Raw genomic sequence first — 18,443 nt, forward strand, 5'->3', positions numbered from 1 at the left:
GCATTCCACCTGACACACCACCCTGGCCGCCGACGCGGCTCGCGCCGCTGCTAGACGGGTCGTGATCGGGGTCCTGGCTTATCCGTTCATTTCGGCGAAATGCGCCATCATGCGTTCGGCATCGGCTTGCCGGCCGCTGAACAGCTCGAAGGCCTTCACTGCCTGGAACACCGCCATGGTGCCACCGTCCAGCGTACGGCAACCCAGGGCGCGAGCTTCACGCAGCAGTTCGGTCTCAAGCGGAAAATAGACGATTTCGGCCACCCACAACCCCGGGTGCAAGGCCGCCTTGGGCACAGGCATTCCCGGCAGCTTGGCCATGCCCATCGGCGTGGTATTGACCAGGCCGTCGGCCTCGGACAAGGCCGCCAGCAGGTCACTGCCCACCCGCGCCGGCTGCCCCGGGAAATGCTGATTGAGGTTGTCCGCCAACGCCTGCGCCCGTGCCGGCTCGACATCGAAAATGCTCAGTTGCCCCACACCCTCGAGCAGCAACGCATGGGCCACTGCCGCACCGGCGCCACCGGCGCCCATCTGCACCACGCGGTCGCGCTTGGCACCCTGCATGCCGCGGCGAAAACCTTCGGCGAAACCCAGGCAGTCGGTGTTGTGGCCCACCCGTTTGCCATCCTTGAGCACCACGGTATTCACCGCGCCGATCCCGGCCGCTTCCGGCGACAGCTCATCGAGCAGGGGAATGATCGCCTGCTTGGCAGGGAAGGTGATGTTCAAGCCGGTAAAGCTCATGCGCTGAGCGGCAGTGAGCAGTTCTTCGAGGGCGCCGTTGTCGAGCTTCAGCGCATCCAGATCGATCAATCGGTAGACATAACCCAAGCCTTGCGCGGCGCCTTCGCGCTCGTGCATGGCCGGGGTACGGGACTGCTGGATACCGGCGCCGATCAGGCCTGCCAGGACGTTATTGCCGCTCATCGAGTGACTCCATTGTTATTGTTTGTTTAATGGAGATAAATTGTACGAACTAGTTACTTACGTCAAATGGTTTTCGCCGATGGCGCACGGCGCGCCTCAACGGCGCACCAGCAGGACCCCCGATTCCATGTGGTGGGTATACGGAAATTGGTCGAACAGCGCGCACTTGGCCACTTTGTGGGTGTCATGCAGCTGCTGGATGTTGGCCGCCAGGGTTTCCGGATTGCAGGAGATGTACAGGATGTTGTCGAAGCGCCGGGTCAGCTCGCAGGTGTCCGCATCCATGCCGGCCCGTGGTGGGTCGACGAATACGCTGCCGAAGTCATAGGCCTTGAGATCGATGCCCTGCAAACGGCGGAACGGCCGCACCTCGTTCAGCGCCTCGGTCAGCTCTTCGGCCGACAGGCGCACCAGCGTCACGTTATCGACCCCGTTGTCGTCGAGGTTGTGCAGGGCAGCGGCAACCGACGTCTTGCTGATCTCCGTGGCCAGGACCTTGCGCACTCGTGTGGCCAGCGGCAGGGTGAAATTGCCATTGCCGCAATACAGCTCCAGCAGATCATCGTCACGCGGGCCCAACGCCTCGTACGCCCAGTTGAGCATCTTCTGGTTGACCGTGCCGTTGGGCTGGGTGAACGCGCCCTCGGGCTGGCGATAGCGGAAGGTACGGCCAGCGACTTCGAGCGCCTCGACTGCATAGTCGCGGCCGATGACCACACGCTTGCCCTTGGAACGACCGATGAGGCTCACGCCCAGATCGCTCGCCAACTGCTCGGCTGCGCGCTGCCAGTGCTCGTCCAGCGGGCGGTGGTAGCACAGGGTGACCATGGCGTCGCCATCCAGGGTGGTCAGGAACTCCACCTGGAACAGCTTGTTGCTCAACGCTGCATCGTTCTGCCAGGCAGCTTTGAGGCGCGGCATCAGCTCGTTGATGCGGATGCTGGCAATGGGGAAGCTGTCGATCAGGATCGGCACATGCTTCTCGCCGGGAGCGAACATCGCATAGTGCCGCTGGCCAGCCTCGCGCCACAGGCGAAATTCCGCACGCAGCCGGTAGTGCTCGCGCGGCGAATCGAAGACAGCCGGTTCCGGGGCGTCGAACGGCGCCAGCAGCGCGCGCAGGCGCGCCACTTTTTCATCCAGTTGCTGGGTGTAGGAGGAGGGGTCGAGAACAGCACTCATGGATACCAGCCCAGTTTCACAACGAACAGAATGGAAAGAATCACCAGTGCCGAATTCAAGTCGCGGGTACGGCCCGCCAGCAGCTTGATCAAGGTCCAGGCGATGAAGCCGAAGGCGATACCGTTGGCGATCGAATAGGTCAGTGGCATGGCCAAAGCGGTGACCACCACTGGTGCGGCTTCGGTGATGTCGTCCCAGTCGATTTCAGCCAGCCCCGAGGCCATCAATACCGCCACGAAGAACAGCGCCGGTGCCGTGGCATAGGCCGGTACGCTGCCGGCCAGCGGAGCGAAGAACAGCGCCAGCAAAAACAGCACCGCAACCACGATGGCGGTCAGCCCGGTGCGGCCACCGGCACTCACACCTGCAGCCGACTCGATGTAGCTGGTCGTGGTGGAGGTGCCCAGCAGCGAGCCGGCCATGGCCGCCGTGCTGTCGGCGATCAACGCGCGGCCCATCTTCGGCATGTGGCCGTCCTTGCCCATCAGGCCGGCGCGCTTGGCGACGCCGATCAAGGTCCCGGAGTTGTCGAACAGGTCCACGAAAAGGAAGGCGAAGATCACGCTCAGCAGGCCGATGTCCAGGGCCCCGGCGATGTCCAGCTGCATGAACGTCGGTGCCAGCGAAGGCGGCATCGACACCAGCCCGTTGAACGGGCTGAAGCCCAGCAGAATAGAGGCCGTGGTCACCACCAGAATGCCGATCAGCACCGCCCCGCGAACCTTGCGCGCCTCCAGGGCGACGATCAGGAAGAAGCCCAGTATCGCCAGCACCGCGCCAGGCTTGGTCAGGTCGCCCATGCCCACCACCGTGGCCGGATTGCCGACCACGATGCCAGCGCCCTGCAAGGCGATCAGCGCCAGGAACAGGCCAATGCCGGCGGCGATGGCCGAGCGCAGCGGCAGGGGAATGCTGTTGACGATCCATTCGCGGATGCGAAAGATCGACAGCAGGAAAAAGCACACGGCCGAGATGAACACCGCACCCAGCGCCACTTGCCAGGTGTGGCCCATGTGCAGGACCACGGTGTAGGTGAAGAAGGCGTTCAGGCCCATGCCAGGCGCCAGGGCGATCGGGTAGTTGGCGATCAGGCCCATGATCGTCGAGCCGATGGCGGCAGCCAGGCAGGTCGCGACGAAGACCGCGCCCTTGTCCATGCCGGTTTCGCCCAGGATGCTGGGGTTGACGAACAGGATGTAGGCCATCGCCAGGAAGGTCGTCACCCCGGCGAGTATTTCCGTGCGCACGTTGGTGTTGTGCGCCTTGAGTTGAAACAGCCTTTCCAGCATGCCTGCTCCCTGTGGCGCTTTTTGCGCCGTTGCCGTTGTTGTCGAGTGTTGTAGTGTCGACCCTGATAGCAAAGCACATCCGGGCGGTAAAAAAAGCCGCGCATCATACCAGCAGCACCGCATGGAAACACTCATCAGCTCGTCTGAACGAATGGCGACCGCTCAAAGTCGTACCTGCAAACGACGCGACAAGAAAAATGTCGCGCAGCAAGCTGAATTACCGTGAGGTCGACCCGATGAACACGCTTTCTACAAGCTCTGGTGCGCAGCCGTACGCCAGCCACAGCATTTCCCTGCAACTCAATGGCCAATCACGTCAACTCGACGTGCTGCCCTGGACCACGCTGCTGGACCTGTTGCGCGAACAACTCGACCTGGTCGGCAGCAAGAAAGGCTGCGACCACGGCCAGTGCGGCGCCTGCACCGTGCTGCTCAATGGCAAACGCGTCAATGCCTGCCTGACCCTGGCCGTGATGTGCGATGGCGCCGAACTGACCACCATCGAAGGGCTGGCGCAGGGTGACCAACTGCATCCGGTCCAGGCGGCGTTCATCAAGCACGACGCTTTCCAGTGCGGTTACTGCACGCCTGGGCAGATCTGTTCCGCCGTCGGCCTGATCAACGAGGGTCGCGCCGAATCCAGCGCCGACATCAAGGAATTGATGAGCGGCAACCTGTGCCGTTGCGGTGCCTACAGCAATATTCGCGCGGCCATCGAAGAAGTGGTCGAAGTGCAGGGGGGTGAGCGCTCATGAATCCGTTTACCTACGCAAAGCCTGCAGGCGTCGATGAAGCCGTACGCCTGGCCGGCCCGCACTCGCGCTTCATCGCCGGCGGCACCAACCTGCTCGACCTGATGAAAGAAAACGTCCTGCAGCCCGAGCAGCTCATCGACATCACCGGGCTGCCGCTGCGCGAAGTCGAGGAGACCGCCGACGGCGGCGTGCGCATCGGCGCATTGGTGAGCAATGCCGACCTGGCCTGGCACCCGTTGATCGAGCAGCGTTACCCATTGCTCAGCCAGGCGATTCTGGCGGGCGCATCGCCGCAGCTGCGCAACATGGCCAGCACTGGTGGCAACCTGCTGCAACGCACGCGTTGCTACTACTTCTATGATTCGAAGATGCCGTGCAACAAGCGCGAGCCTGGCACCGGCTGCCCGGCCAAGGACGGCCTGAATCGCATTCACGCCATTCTTGGCGCCAGCGAGCAATGCGTGGCCACCCACCCGTCGGACATGTGCGTGGCCCTGGCGGCCCTGGCTGCCGTGGTCCATGTGCAAGGCCCGAACGGCGCACGTACCATCGAGTTCGCCGACTTTCATCGCTTGCCTGCCGATGCTCCCGAGCGCGACAACCAACTGGCCGATGACGAGTTGATCACCGCGGTGGAACTGCCTGCCGCCGGCTTCACCGCCCACAGCCAGTACCTGAAGATTCGCGATCGGGCGTCCTATGCCTTCGCACTGGTTTCGGTTGCGGCCGCTCTGGAACTCGACGGCGAGACCATCCGCGACGCCCGCCTGGCGCTGGGCGGGGTGGCTCACAAGCCATGGCGCGATGAGGCGGTGGAACGTCTGCTGATCGGCCAGCCCGCCACTGCCGAAACCTTCGGCAAAGCCGCCGACCTGTTGCTGCAGGACGCTCGCGGCCTGCAACACAACACCTTCAAGATCAAGCTGGCCCGCCGCGCGATAGTCCGTGCCCTGAGCGATGCCGCAAAAGGGGAGATGCAGCCATGAGCACACTCGGCCAACCCATGGACCGCGTCGACGGTCTGCTCAAAGTGACGGGTCAAGCGCGCTACGCCGGCGAGTTCCCGGAAGACGGCCTGCTGTTCGGCAGCGTTGTCTCCAGCACCATCGCCAATGGTCGAGTGGTTTCCATCGACGCTTCCAGGGCGCTGGCGCTGCCCGGTGTGGTGGCCGTGATCGACCACAGCAACCGGCCGAAGCTGGCCAGCTACGACGAAAAATACGAAGACGACGACTCCGCCGACGGCTCGCCGTTTCGTCCGCTGTACAACGACAATGTGTTGTACAGCGGCCAGCCACTGGCCCTGGTCGTCGCTGACAACCTGGAGCTTGCCCGCCATGCAGGCTCGCTGGTGCACATCGAGTACGCCCAGGAATCCCACCAGACCGACCTGCGCGCCCAGCTGTCCGCCGCCAAGCCGGCACCTGCCGAGCTGCCCGAGCCACGTGGCGATTTCGCCGGGCAATTCGCAGCTGCGCCGATCACCGTCGACGCGACCTACGACACACCGGTCGAGCACCACAACCCGATGGAGCCGCACGCCAGCACCGCGCTCTACCAGGCCGATGGCAGCCTGGTCATCCACGACAAGACCCAGAGCACGCAGAACTGTCAGACCTACCTGTCCAACGTGTTCGGCCTGGACAAGAAAAAGATCCGCGTCATGGCCGCCTTTGTCGGCGGCGCCTTTGGTTCCGGCCTGCGTCCGCAGTATCAGCTGCCCTTGGCCGTAATGGCGGCCCTGCACCTCAAGCGTTCGGTGCGCGTGACTCTGACCCGCCAGCAGATGTTCACCTTCGGCTACCGTCCACGCACCGTGCAGCAGTTGCAACTGGCCTGTAGCGCCGACGGCAAGTTGCAGGCGGTCGGTCACACTGCGACCGGGCAGACTTCGCGCTTCGAAGACTTCTCGGAGCACGTCGTGGAATGGAGCGGCATGCTCTACCACTGTGACAACGTCAAGTTGACCTACAACCTGGTGCCGTTGGACGTGTTCACGCCGCTGGACATGCGCGCACCGGGTGCCGCCCTGGGCATGATCGGCCTGGAGTGCGCGATGGACGAGCTGGCCGTGGCAGCCAAAATCGACCCGGTCCAGCTGCGCCTGGTCAACTTCTCCGACACCAACCAGAACGAAGGCAAGCCGTATTCCAGCAAAGAGCTCAAGGCCTGCTATCAGCAGGGTGCCGAACGCTTCGGCTGGAGCCAGCGCAAGGTCGAGCCGCGCAGCATGCGCCGCGCTAACCAACTGGTGGGCATGGGCATGGCCGGTGGGGTCTGGGAAGCCATGCAGATGCCGGCCAGCGCCAAGGCCAGGCTGGATAAGCAAGGCAAGCTGGTGGTGAGCAGTGCAACCACCGACATCGGCACCGGCACCTACACCGTGATGACCCAGATTGCCGCTGCGGCGGCCGGCGTCGCCGCGCAGGACGTGGAGTTCAAGCTGGGCGATTCGTCGCTGCCTACGGCGCCGCTGCAGGGCGGCTCGTTCACCGTGTCTTCGGTGGGTACGGCCGTGCAGCAGGCCTGCGAAGCGCTCAAGGCCAAGCTCATCCATGCCGCCAGCCAGGTGCAGCCGGCGTTTGCCGACGCCGATCCTGCGCAGGTGTTCGTCGAGGGCGGCGAACTGCGTTGCCCTGGCCACCATTTGTCGCTGGCAAACCTGGCCAGCATCGACGGCTCGGACACTTTCGAAGCGCAGGTCGACGCCAAGCCGGACAAGAAGCGCGAAGGCTATGCCACGGCCACCCATTCGGCGGTGTTCGTTGAAGTGGAGGTCGACGAAGACCTGGGCACCATCCGCGTGACCCGTGTGGTCAGCGCCGTGGCCGCTGGGCGCGTGGTCAATCCGAAGATGGCCCGCAGCCAGATTCTCGGTGGCGTGGTCTGGGGCCTGGGCATGGCGCTGCAGGAAGAAACCCAGACCGACCATAACCTGGGCCGATTCATGAACCACAGCCTGGCCGAGTACCACATTCCTGTGAACGCGGACATCAACGACATCGAAGTGATCTTCGTCGACGAGCCCGACGACATCGTCAACGCCCTGGGTTCCAAGGGCGTTGGCGAAATCGGCATCGTCGGGGTTGCCGCTGCAGTGGCCAACGCCATCTACCACGCCACCGGCAAGCGTGTCCGCGAGTTTCCGATCACGCTGGACAAGGTGATGTAACGCATCTGGTGTCTTGGTAGGACAGTGCACTCCTCAAGAGCCGTTTAGGTTTTTTGGGGAGTGTTCTTGCAGGTGCAAGCCAAGTACGCAAACCAGAAGAATCTTTCGATCGCGACTGCGTATCCGCGTTGATCAGTGCAGGCTCCGTCGCCCGCCTACCCATAATCATGGGCATCAGCTATCTGAGCAAACCCGCAGGAAGAAGGAATATTTCACTATCTCTCCAGCGGATTTTGCGCGCTAAGTATGTAGCGACGCGGTTTTTTTCAGAATGTTCTTACAGCTTGTTGCGAATAGTCTTTGGTCGGGCTGCTATCTTGCAATGTTTTTTAACTTTCCAGATTATGGCGCGCCTTGACGTCGGTAGGGTTAAGTCGACTACAGTACCGTCGCGCTGCAGTCAGGCGCATGATTGTTAACGCTCAATTTCTGCAAAATTCGCAACGGACATTACTTGCCAGGAGGCAACCGATGAATGTATCGAAAGTCGATTTTAATCGAGTTGTAAATCCGTTGGTTAAAGAGTCAAAGCCAGCATCGGACACAACGGAAAGTTTCAAGCAGATACTGAACCTATCATCGGAAACGCCACCTTCTCGGCACGATAACGTAACGCTTTCTCCAGCTGCCGTGAGTCTGGCTGACAAAGAACGGGAAATCGAGCGAGTGCGGGCGCAGGGGCGGGAATTGAGTGAGTGCGGGGTGAGTCGCGCAGAGTTGGCGATATGCCAAGTGCCGAGTTGGATGATTGGCTTTGCCAATTCCATTGTTGAAGTCGTGGGTTCACAAACTATCGAAACCCGTCTGACCCACAACGTTTCAGACGGTCAGATGCAAGAGTTCCGCGAGCGCCTGCAGGCCGTACAGCAAACGGTGTCGGAGGGTCATGGTTTGTGGGGGGTCGATGATTTGGAACATTACGTGATCATGAATACCACGCCGGGCATTGAAGCTACCCTGCATCGAGAGATGAACGAGGCAATCCGTTCGGACGCCCGACTTGTGGCACTTATCGCTGAAATAGGCTTTTACATGACGGACATTGAATCGCCTGACGTATAAGTCCCGATTTTTTAATAAAGGAGTACAGAAATATGTCCATGCAATGGAAAGCCCTTTCGATAGGCATAATGTTGGTCGCGGCGTCAGTGGGCAGTTATGCTGCGGTTCCCATGGTTGAAGCACTGCGCGGCGCGGGTATGGAAGTGCGCACACTTGACGATGGACAAATGGCGCTAATATAAAGGTGCGGCCCGCATCACTGGATACGCCCGACCCAGTGTCACCCAAGGTATCAAAACTCATCAGGTCACATGGAAAAAGCGCGGTAGTCAGTCTGATTATCGAGCCTATCAATATCAAGGATTCGATCATAGCCCGCATGAATATAAGTGGTATCGAGATGGCGGGACGCTGGAGCTTGTTGCAGGCGATGTCTGGCTGGCCGATTCAACTAGCCGTATGAACGCCTGGAATCGTGCCAATGCCCGCGAAATCGAGCATCACTACCAGGCTCTGGATCGCGAGACCAAGGCGCCGCGCAACTATGGCTTCCGCGCCAGTCAATGGTCACGGCCCATCTCCACATTCCGCTGGTGACCCATAAGCGCAGCCTTGATACGTGCTGCGCCTACTTTTGTCGATAACCGCAAGGACGCCAATGTCTATCCCGTCTTCACTCACGCACTTTGCCGCGAGTGTCAGCATTCTGTTATCTACCGCTCCTGTTGCAATGGCTGATACTGTCCACCTGAAGAATGGCGACAGCCTCTCAGGCAGGTTGATCAGCTATGAGGGCGACGTCTGCGTTTTCAGCGCTTCCTACGGCACGGGGTTGAATATTCCGGGTCCGGAAATTGCGTCATTGCAAACCGACCATGATTATGAAGTGCGATTCAAGAATGGCGAACTAGCCTCGGGGCGCTTGATGAGTAATGGCGCAACGTTGACCTTGCTCACATCCACGACCTTCGGTGAGGTCGAGGTCAGGATGACCGAAATACAAGCACTGACTCGCAGCTTCGTCGAAGAGCGGAATCCCGAAGCCGAGGATGTTCCCGCCGAATACGGCGAACGTACCGAACAACCGCCGCTGGATTTCCTGGTGGGCTCTACGGTATTGCTCGGGCCGGGTGAGTATGAGTTCGATATGGGGCTTGTTTACAAGCAAAGCCGCCGGCAACACAATCTGTTTGACGTTGGCTATTTCCAGAAATCCTCCTACAGTGCACGCGTCATCCAGTTCGAACCTACGCTTCGCGCAGGGCTTTTCGACCGGTTGGAAGGGCATCTTGCAGTGCCCTTCACTTATACGAGCGTCGAAGATGTCTCTTCCAATGAGTATGTAAGTACCACCGGCGCGTGGGACCTCGCGGACATAGGCTTTGGAGTCCAGTATCAGTGGCTGGACGAAACCTCCGCGCATCCAGCTCTCTCGTTCACGTTCGACATCGGCGCCCCCACCGGCCGAAAACGCTACAACGACGCAGCCAACAGATGGAAGGACCCGTTGAACAACGGCTCGGGACACTGGAACGTAGCGCCAGGCATTGCGTGGGTGCGCAGCACAGACCCTGCCATTTTGTTTGGCGGTCTCAGCTATCAGCACTTCTTTAAGAGCACCATAGACGGCTATGCCGTGAAGCCGGGCTGGGCGTTGCGGAGTTACTTGGGTGCAGGTTTTGCACTGAATGAGAAGCTGTCCATAGGGGCGAGATTCTCATATAGCTACAGCGCCAACTTGAAGGCAGATAGACAAATCATCAAAGGTACTGATATCGATCCGGCGGACCTTGCCTTCAATCTGTCCTACCGGCTTCATGACGATTGGGTGGTCTCTCCTCAAATCATGCTTGGGCTAAATGACGATGCAGGGCCGGCTTCCATGTCATTGAACCTCAAGCGCCAGTTCAATTGATGCGTCATCTAGCGGTTGGCCTGGCGTTCATGTTTGGGTTGACCATCATGGCGAGCGCTTCGCCATTCCAGGCTCCCAGATCCTTTGTCGCATTGCGCATGGCTAACATTGATCGCCAAACGCTGGATTACTCCTGTGGTGCTGCGTCATTGACCATTCTGCTCAACTTGTATTTCGGCGAGACCCTGAGTGAGCAGGACGTACTCGCCGACATGGTTGCCAGGCTTACCAATGAGCAGGCTATGGAGCGAACCACTCAAGGATTTTCCTTGCTTGACCTCAAAACCACCGCCCAGCGTTTAGGCTATCTGGCCGAAGGTGTGATGTTGCCTCGTCAGGCATTGGCCTTGCTGAAAGGTCCGGTGATCATCCTGCTCAGGCAAAAAACGCTGAATCATTTTGTCGTGCTCAAAGGTATAAGCAGTGGTAGTGCTTTGGTGGCAGATCCCGCACGGGGACATATCCGTATGCCCCTGTTTGAACTGTTCGAACAATGGCAGGGTGAAACGCTTGCACTGGGCCGAGACCATTTCGGACTGCCATCGGAGCATGGGTTAAGGCTGCCATCGCGTCGCTTGATTGCATCCGAGCGGGAAACTGTTCGGACAATGCAACGAACCCCAGTGCAATGATGCCGTACGGCTACCTTGCGCCTAGGTATCAGATCCACCAAAGCCGTACAGATAGCCTTTCCAAACCCCATACCAGAGGAAAGTAAACCGGGTGCGACATCTGGTCGTGCGGCACTAAACCACACAGGCCAAGGCTGCAAACAAGGCTACTCTTTGAAGGTGTCTTCATCCATGTCAACGCCTCGTCTGGCGCGGCATGGCGGCCAAACGGCCACAATCCCTGCGACGTGGACTCCACTAGAACGAAGTCATCAGACCGCGCTCCCCTCGCAGGGGCCGCTGGCATGGGCCGCCCGCCTGCGCCGGTTCACCTGATAGAGGAAGCCCCATGTTCGGTTTAGAGGCAATCGATCTCGCCCGAATGCAGTTTGCGTTTACGGTCTCGTTCCACATTCTGTTTCCCGCCATCACCATCGGTCTGGCCAGCTACCTGGCCGTGCTCGAAGGCATGTGGCTGAAAACCCGTGACGACACCTATCGCGATCTGTATCACTTCTGGTCGAAGATATTCGCAGTCAACTTCGGCATGGGCGTCGTGTCCGGTCTGGTGATGGCCTACCAATTCGGCACCAACTGGAGCCGCTTCTCCGACTTCGCCGGTGCCGTCACCGGGCCGTTGCTGACCTACGAAGTGCTCACTGCGTTCTTCCTGGAAGCGGGCTTCCTGGGTGTCATGCTGTTCGGCTGGAACCGCGTGGGCCGTGGCCTGCACTTCTTCTCCACGATAATGGTGGCAATCGGCACGCTGATTTCCACGTTCTGGATTCTTGCGTCCAACAGCTGGATGCAGACCCCCCAGGGCCATGCGATCATCGACGGCCGGGTGATCCCGGTCGACTGGTTCGCAGTCATCTTCAACCCCTCGTTCCCGTATCGCCTGGTGCACATGTCCATTGCCGCGTTCGTGGCCACGGCGTTCTTCGTCGGCGCCTCGGCGGCCTGGCACCTGCTGCGCGGTCGCAACACCCCGGCCATCCGCCGGATGTTCTCCATGGCCATGTGGATGGCACTGATCGTGGCGCCGGTGCAGGCCTTCGTGGGTGACATGCACGGCTTGAACACGCTCGAGCACCAGCCGGCCAAGATCGCCGCGATCGAAGGCCACTGGGAAAACAAGGGTGACGAGGCAACGCCGCTGATCCTGTTCGGCTGGCCCGACATGGAAGCGGAGAAGACCCGTTTCGCCGTCGAGATTCCGTACCTGGGCAGCCTGATCCTGACCCACAGCCTGGACAAGCAGGTACCCGCGCTCAAGTCGTTTGCCAAGGAAGACCGTCCCAACTCCACCATCATCTTCTGGTCGTTCCGCGTCATGGCAGGACTGGGCATGCTGATGATCTTCGTCGGTCTGTGGAGCGTGTGGCTGCGCAAGAAAGATGCGCTGTTCACCTGCCGCCCGTTCCTCTACCTCACCCTGTGGATGGGGCCATCGGGCCTGATCGCGATACTGGCGGGCTGGTTCACCACCGAGATCGGCCGTCAGCCGTGGGTGGTCTACGGCCTGATGCGCACTGCCGACGCATCCTCCAACCACAGCATCGGCCAGATGACCTTCACCCTGGTGATGTTCGTCGTGGTGTATTTCGCGCTGTTCGGCGTGGGCCTGGGCTACATGATGCGCCTGGTGCGCAAGGGTCCGAAGGCGCACGAAGACAAGATCAACACCGGTGGCCCTGGTACCCAGCGCACGCCTGCACGTCCTCTTTCGGCTGCCCATGAAGGCACCGAAGAAGGCCACACCGACACCTTGAGCAAGGGGCACTAAGCATGGGTATCGACCTTCCGTTCATCTGGGCCGTGATCATCATCTTCGGCATCATGATGTACGTGATCATGGACGGCTTCGATCTGGGCATCGGCATCCTGTTCCCCTTCATGCAGGACGAAGGTGACCGCGATGTCATGATGAATACCGTGGCGCCGGTCTGGGACGGCAACGAAACCTGGCTGGTCCTGGGCGGTGCGGCGTTGTTCGGCGCCTTCCCGCTGGCCTACTCGGTGGTGTTGTCGGCGCTGTACCTGCCGCTGATCCTGATGCTGATGGGCCTGATCTTTCGTGGCGTGGCGTTCGAGTTCCGCTTCAAGGCCACTGCGGCCAAGCGCCATGTCTGGGACAAGGCGTTCATTGGCGGCTCGCTGGCGGCCACGTTCTTCCAGGGCGTGGCACTGGGTGCGTACATCGACGGCATTGCCGTGGTCGACCGCAACTATGCCGGTGGTGGCTTCGACTGGTTGACGCCGTTCAGCCTGTTCTGTGGGTTGGCACTGATCGTTGCCTACGCGTTGCTCGGTTGCACCTGGTTGATCATGAAAACCGAAGGCAGCCTGCAGCAGGCCATGCACAAACTGGCGCCGCCGCTGACCTACGGGCTGCTGATCGTGACCGGTATCGTCAGCATCTGGACGCCGCTGGCCCATGACGACATCGCCACGCGCTGGTTCAGCACGCCGAACCTGTTCTACTTCCTGCCCGTGCCGATTCTGGTGCTGGCCACGGTCGTCGGCCTGCTGCGCTCGGTGAAACGCAACGCGCACTACACGCCGTTCCTGCTGACCCTGCTGCTGGTGTTCCTGGGCTACAGCGGGCTGGGCATCAGCCTGTGGCCGAACATCATCCCGCCGTCGATCTCGATCTGGGACGCGTCGTCGCCGCCGCAGAGCCAGGGGTTCATCCTGGTGGGCACGCTGTTCATCATTCCGATCATCCTGGTGTACACCTTCTGGAGCTACTACGTGTTCCGCGGCAAGGTTACCCACGAAGACGGCTACCACTAGTCCAACCGCCGCTGCCCAGGCCAACGCCTGGGTTGGGCAGGAGTAGAAGCATGAGCGAGAAACCGATCGTGACGCACAGCGAAGAGAAAAAGCCCTTGTGGAAACGCTTGGGCTGGCTGGTGGTGATCTATGCCGGCAGCGTCGTCGCGCTGGGCTTGTTTGCCATGTTGATCCGCCTGTTCATGACGGCGGCGGGGATGAAATCTCATTGAATCCCATCAGTGCTGCCCTGGCAGTGCTCATTTTACAGCCCTCCTTGCGGAGGGCTTTTTTTTGCCTGAGGGCAACTGCGCGCCTGTGCAGTGCGCTTACTTGCGGGCGCGCAGCACCACGAACTTGGGCGTGGACGCCACCTGTTCTACGGCCCGGAACAGCCGCGCCAGTTTGCTGTGATAGCCCAGGTGGCGATTGCCGACGATGTACAGGTCGCCCCCGGTAACCAGGGCTTCGCGTGCTTGCTGGAACATCCGCCACGCCAGGAAATCGCCCACTACTTGCTGCTGGTGGAACGGCGGGTTGCACAACACCACGTCCAGCGACTGCGGTGCCTGGCCCGCAAGTCCGTCACCGGCACGGACCTCGACCTCGCGGGCACCCAGGGCTGCTTGCCAGTTCTCCCGCGCCGATTGCACGGCCATGAACGATTCATCGACCAGCGTGTAGTGCGCCTCCGGGTTGGCCAGGGCGCTGGCGATGGCCAGCACGCCGTTGCCGCAGCCCAGGTCGGCCACCCGCGCCGAGCCCAGGTTGCGCGGCAGGTGGGGGAGGAATGCGCGAGTGCCGATGTCCAGGCCCTCGCGGCAGAACACGTTGGCGTGGTTGAGCAGCGTCAGCGCAGGTTCGTCCAGCGCATAGCGGGTAGGGTAGGGCGATGCTTGTGCGGGTTTGTCTTCATGGGTGGCGATCAGCAGCCTGGCCTTCTTGACGGCCAGTGAGGGTCGCATCGTGCCGATGTATTTTTCCAGCAGCTCGCCAGCGGCGTGAGGCAGGTGCTTGACCATGCCGGCGGCCACCACCTCGGCGCCAGGCTTCAGGTGGCCGTGCAGGCGGATGAGTTGTTCTTCGAGCAGCGCGAGGGTCTTGGGCACGCGCACCAGCACACGGTCGAACGGACCTTGCACATCGGTGCTGGCCGGGATGAGCTCGACGCTGTCGAATGGCAGGCCGTTGCGCGTGAGGTTCTTTTCCAGCCCTAGCGCGCCCAGAAACGAATCGCCGCTGCTGACCACCTGCACGACGCTCTGCAGACTGATGGCCAGAGCACCGAAGCTGTCGTTGAGAATCAGCACGCGGGCCTGGGCTGGCAGCGCGTGCTCGGCCATGTAGGCCAGCAAGTACTCGTCCGCCGCATCGAACGCCTGCAACGGTTCGTTGGGTTGATCGGGCTGGCGGATCAGATCGAGTTCAGCGAAGGGCGAGGTCAGTACAGGCATGGCGAAGGGCACGAAAGCGGCAATAAAGCCGCGATTCTACCCGATCGCACGCGGAGCCTGTAGAAGCGGTCATCGGCCACGAAAGCCGCGCCGCAGCCATACCTTGCGCAAGCGGGTTTCACCCTGCAGCTGTACCCTGTGGGAGCGGGTTCTACCCGCGAAGGGCTCACCGCGCAACATCAGACTCACTGCGGTACGAACTTCGCGAGCAGATGGCTCACCGGTCGCCACACAAACCAGCGGTGTTTATCTTCAGCGGTTTGCGGGAAAATGCCGGCACTTGAACAACGGAGCGCCTCATGACCGCCAGCGCAGAAAAATTCACTCGCCAGACCCTCATTGAGGTCCAGCCGCTGACCCCCAGCCTGTTCACCCTGCGCACAACCCGCGATGCCGGTTTCCGCTTCGTCGCCGGTCAGTTCGCTCGTCTGGGTGTGACCAAGGCCGACGGCACCGTGGTGTGGCGCGCCTATTCGATGGTGTCGTCGCCCCACGACGAGTTTCTCGAGTTCTTCTCCATCGTCGTACCGGGTGGCGAGTTCACCAGCGAATTGAGCCGGCTCCGCGCAGGGGACGAACTGCTGGTGGAAAAGATGGCCACCGGGTTCCTTACCCTGGACCGCTTCGTCGACGGTCGGGACCTGTGGATGCTGGCAACCGGCACCGGCGTGGCGCCCTTCGTTTCGATCCTGCAGGATTTTCCCGTGTGGGAGAAATTCGAACGGATCAAACTGGTGTACAGCGCCAGACAGGGCCAGGAGCTGGCCTATCGTGAGCTGATCGCCGGGCTTGAACAGCGCGACTATTTGGCCGAGTTCGCCGGCAAGCTGCAATTCATCCCGATCGTGACCCGGGAAAGGGTGCCTGGGACCTTGCACGGGCGCATTACCGACCTGATTCAAAGCGGCGAACTGGAAAGGGCCGCAGGGCTGGAACTGACCCCCGAGCATTCACGGGTGATGATCTGCGGCAATCCGCAGATGATCGACGACACCCGGCAACTGCTCAAAGGCCGCGCCATGAACCTCAGCCTCAGCCGCCGTCCCGGCCAGGTCGCGGTCGAAAACTACTGGTAGCAATCGCCCCACCACCTGACCCACCGCATCAACCATTCGCGAACCGATGATCGCTCCTGCAGCAGCTTCCACCCGTAGGAGCGGTCATCGGCCGCGAAGGGCTCACCGCGTTGTACCTGGCTCACCGCATCAACCTTTCGCGGCCACAGACCGCTCCTACAGTGGATCAGTGCCCACCCCGGCCCACCCGTAGGAGCGGTCATCGGCCGCGAAGGCAGCACTGCGGTATCAGATCTGCGGCCCGGGCGTCGGCGCAGTGGTGACCACGGTGCCCTTGCCGTTCTGCTCCTTGAGCAGGTCACGGATTTCGCCCAGCAACAGCTCTTCCTTGGTAGGCGCAGCCGGCGCTGCTGGCTTCTTTTCTTCCTGGTGGCGCAGGCGGTTGATCGCCTTCACGCCCAAGAAGATGGCGAACGCCACGATGATGAAGTCGATGACCGTCTGGATGAACTTGCCATAGGCCAGCACCACCGCCGGCGCATCGCCAACCGCGGCGCGCAGGGTAATGCCCAGGTCGCTGAAATCCACGCCCCCGATCAGCAACCCGAGCGGCGGCATGATCACATCGCCCACGAAGGATGAAACGATCTTGCCGAACGCTGCACCGATGATGATACCAACGGCCATGTCGACTACATTGCCTTTGACCGCAAAGGCCTTGAATTCACTTAGCACGCTCATGAGGTTATTCCTTATTACAGATGAGGTTGGTCAACGCATTCCAAATCAGCGAGATGCTTCATTTTCCATGCCTGCTGCAAGGGACCCAACTGCGCCCTAGAAGTTTTGTCAAAGTACAGACTAGACGTTTTTCCGCGCTGCAAGGGCTTGATTTGCCCACTATTCCAGCGCGCTCGATTATCATGAACGCACTTTTCGAACAGGAATTTTCATGGCCAAGGCAAAGCGCATGTACGGCTGCACCGAGTGCGGTGCCACGTTTCCCAAATGGGCAGGCCAGTGCGGCGAGTGCGGTGCCTGGAACACCCTGGTGGAGACCGTCATCGAAAGCGGCGCTGCCGCACCGCCCAGTGGCCGCACCGGCTGGACAGGGCAGCAGGCGCAACTCAAGACCCTGGCCGAAGTCAGCATCGAAGAGATCCCGCGCTTCTCGACTGCATCCGCCGAACTGGACCGCGTGCTCGGCGGCGGCCTGGTCGACGGCTCGGTGGTGCTGATCGGCGGCGATCCGGGCATCGGCAAATCCACCATCCTGCTGCAGACCCTGTGCAACATCGCCATGCGCATGCCCGCGCTGTACGTCACCGGCGAAGAATCGCAGCAACAGGTGGCCATGCGCGCGCGACGCCTGGGCCTGCCCCAGGACAAACTCAAGGTCATGACCGAGACCTGCATCGAAACCATCATCGCCACCGCCAAGGTCGAGCAGCCCAAGGTCATGGTGATCGACTCGATCCAGACCATCTTCACCGAAAACCTGCAGTCCGCGCCCGGCGGCGTGTCGCAGGTGCGCGAAAGCGCCGCGCTGCTGGTGCGTTATGCCAAACAGAGCGGCACGGCCATCTTTCTGGTTGGCCACGTGACCAAGGAAGGCGCCCTGGCCGGCCCCCGCGTGCTCGAGCACATGGTCGATACCGTGCTGTACTTCGAAGGCGAATCCGATGGCCGCCTGCGCTTGTTGCGGGCCGTGAAGAACCGCTTCGGCGCGATCAACGAGCTGGGCGTGTTCGGCATGACCGACAAGGGCTTGAAAGAAGTCTCCAACCCGTCGGCGATCTTTCTCACCCGCGCCCAGGAAGAAGTCCCCGGCAGTGTCGTGATGGCCACCTGGGAAGGCACCCGGCCGATGCTGGTGGAAGTGCAGGCGCTGGTGGACGACAGCCACCTGTCCAACCCGCGCCGGGTCACCCTGGGCCTGGACCAGAACCGCCTGGCCATGCTGCTGGCAGTACTGCATCGGCATGGCGGCATCCCCACCCATGACCAAGACGTGTTCCTCAACGTGGTCGGCGGCGTGAAAGTGCTGGAAACCGCTTCCGACCTGGCGTTGCTCGCGGCAATCATGTCCAGCCTGCGCAACCGTCCGCTGCCGCACGACTTGCTGGTGTTCGGCGAAGTCGGCCTGTCCGGCGAGGTGCGCCCGGTTCCCAGTGGTCAGGAACGGCTCAAGGAAGCGGCCAAGCATGGCTTCAAGCGCGCCATCGTGCCCAAGGCCAATGCGCCCAAGGAAGCGCCGCCAGGCCTGCAGGTCATTGCCGTGACGCGTCTGGAACAAGCGCTGGATGCCTTGTTCGAGTAGCACGAACGCCGCAGTAGGCTAA

The 18,443-nt window shown here is 61.2% G+C and carries 17 protein-coding genes; 12 read left to right on the forward strand and 5 right to left on the reverse strand.

Annotated features, from left to right (window positions below; genetic code table 11):
- Positions 1 to 78: 78 nt before the first annotated feature.
- The 3 genes from IFT76_RS11750 to IFT76_RS11760 form a co-directional block, all read right to left on the reverse strand.
- Positions 79 to 930, reverse strand: a complete 852-nt coding sequence (locus IFT76_RS11750; protein ID WP_185795190.1) for a shikimate dehydrogenase — start codon at positions 928 to 930, stop codon at positions 79 to 81.
- Positions 931 to 1,026: 96 nt separating this feature from the next.
- Positions 1,027 to 2,112 carry a tRNA (uridine(54)-C5)-methyltransferase TrmA gene (trmA, locus tag IFT76_RS11755; protein ID WP_122475390.1) on the reverse strand — a complete coding sequence of 362 codons (1,086 nt, stop codon included), beginning with the start codon at positions 2,110 to 2,112 and terminating at the stop codon, positions 1,027 to 1,029.
- Complete coding sequence (locus IFT76_RS11760) at positions 2,109 to 3,401, reverse strand: NCS2 family permease (RefSeq protein ID WP_122475388.1); 1,293 nt, start codon at positions 3,399 to 3,401, stop codon at positions 2,109 to 2,111. The genes trmA and IFT76_RS11760 overlap by 4 nt, the downstream gene beginning before the upstream one ends.
- Before the next feature lie 236 nt (positions 3,402 to 3,637).
- On the opposite strand from IFT76_RS11760, the gene IFT76_RS11765 reads away from it, so the two are divergent.
- From IFT76_RS11765 to IFT76_RS11810, 10 genes are all read left to right on the forward strand, one after another.
- Entirely contained in the window at positions 3,638 to 4,156 is a 519-nt protein-coding gene (locus IFT76_RS11765) for a (2Fe-2S)-binding protein (RefSeq protein WP_192058757.1), read from the forward strand.
- Entirely contained in the window at positions 4,153 to 5,142 is a 990-nt protein-coding gene (locus IFT76_RS11770; RefSeq protein WP_122800663.1) for an FAD binding domain-containing protein, read from the forward strand. Before IFT76_RS11765 ends, IFT76_RS11770 begins: the two co-directional genes overlap by 4 nt.
- Positions 5,139 to 7,328, forward strand: coding sequence for a xanthine dehydrogenase family protein molybdopterin-binding subunit (locus IFT76_RS11775; protein ID WP_122475385.1), 2,190 nt, complete (start codon positions 5,139 to 5,141; stop codon positions 7,326 to 7,328). Before IFT76_RS11770 ends, IFT76_RS11775 begins: the two co-directional genes overlap by 4 nt.
- Positions 7,329 to 7,799: 471 nt before the next feature.
- Positions 7,800 to 8,390 carry a hypothetical protein gene (locus IFT76_RS11780; protein WP_192058511.1) on the forward strand — a complete coding sequence of 197 codons (591 nt, stop codon included), beginning with the start codon at positions 7,800 to 7,802 and terminating at the stop codon, positions 8,388 to 8,390.
- Positions 8,391 to 8,789: 399 nt separating this feature from the next.
- Positions 8,790 to 8,927 (forward strand): hypothetical protein, encoded by a 138-nt coding sequence (locus IFT76_RS11785; RefSeq protein WP_192058513.1) that lies wholly within the window; start codon positions 8,790 to 8,792, stop codon positions 8,925 to 8,927.
- Positions 8,928 to 8,988: 61 nt separating this feature from the next.
- Positions 8,989 to 10,245, forward strand: coding sequence for a transporter (locus IFT76_RS11790; protein WP_192058514.1), 1,257 nt, complete (start codon positions 8,989 to 8,991; stop codon positions 10,243 to 10,245).
- A 29-nt stretch (positions 10,246 to 10,274) separates the two neighbouring features.
- The gene (locus IFT76_RS11795) at positions 10,275 to 10,877 is read left to right on the forward strand and encodes a C39 family peptidase (RefSeq protein ID WP_244647943.1); all 603 of its coding nucleotides are present in this window, start codon (positions 10,275 to 10,277) and stop codon (positions 10,875 to 10,877) included.
- Positions 10,878 to 11,205: 328 nt separating this feature from the next.
- Complete coding sequence (locus IFT76_RS11800) at positions 11,206 to 12,642, forward strand: cytochrome ubiquinol oxidase subunit I (protein ID WP_122475379.1); 1,437 nt, start codon at positions 11,206 to 11,208, stop codon at positions 12,640 to 12,642.
- 2 nt (positions 12,643 to 12,644) lie between these two features.
- Positions 12,645 to 13,652 carry a cytochrome d ubiquinol oxidase subunit II gene (cydB, locus tag IFT76_RS11805; protein WP_122475377.1) on the forward strand — a complete coding sequence of 336 codons (1,008 nt, stop codon included), beginning with the start codon at positions 12,645 to 12,647 and terminating at the stop codon, positions 13,650 to 13,652.
- Between the two features lie 50 nt (positions 13,653 to 13,702).
- Complete coding sequence (locus IFT76_RS11810) at positions 13,703 to 13,864, forward strand: DUF2474 domain-containing protein (protein WP_082223659.1); 162 nt, start codon at positions 13,703 to 13,705, stop codon at positions 13,862 to 13,864.
- Between the two features lie 96 nt (positions 13,865 to 13,960).
- On the opposite strand, the gene IFT76_RS11815 is transcribed toward IFT76_RS11810, so the two are convergent.
- Positions 13,961 to 15,085: a methyltransferase gene (locus IFT76_RS11815; RefSeq protein ID WP_192058518.1), complete on the reverse strand. Its 1,125-nt coding sequence runs from the start codon at positions 15,083 to 15,085 to the stop codon at positions 13,961 to 13,963.
- A 299-nt stretch (positions 15,086 to 15,384) separates the two neighbouring features.
- Between IFT76_RS11815 and IFT76_RS11820 the strand changes: the two genes are divergently transcribed.
- Positions 15,385 to 16,161: a ferredoxin--NADP reductase gene (locus tag IFT76_RS11820; protein WP_122475374.1), complete on the forward strand. Its 777-nt coding sequence runs from the start codon at positions 15,385 to 15,387 to the stop codon at positions 16,159 to 16,161.
- 228 nt (positions 16,162 to 16,389) lie between these two features.
- Here IFT76_RS11820 and mscL read toward each other — a convergent pair whose 3' ends face one another.
- Positions 16,390 to 16,842: a large-conductance mechanosensitive channel protein MscL gene (mscL, locus tag IFT76_RS11825; protein ID WP_192058520.1), complete on the reverse strand. Its 453-nt coding sequence runs from the start codon at positions 16,840 to 16,842 to the stop codon at positions 16,390 to 16,392.
- A 211-nt stretch (positions 16,843 to 17,053) separates the two neighbouring features.
- On the opposite strand from mscL, the gene radA reads away from it, so the two are divergent.
- Complete coding sequence (gene radA / locus IFT76_RS11830; RefSeq protein WP_122475371.1) at positions 17,054 to 18,421, forward strand: DNA repair protein RadA; 1,368 nt, start codon at positions 17,054 to 17,056, stop codon at positions 18,419 to 18,421.
- Positions 18,422 to 18,443: the final 22 nt, after the last annotated feature.

This window comes from Pseudomonas sp. CFBP 13727 (assembly GCF_014841915.1).
GTDB classification, from domain to species: Bacteria; Pseudomonadota; Gammaproteobacteria; order Pseudomonadales; family Pseudomonadaceae; genus Aquipseudomonas; species Aquipseudomonas baltica.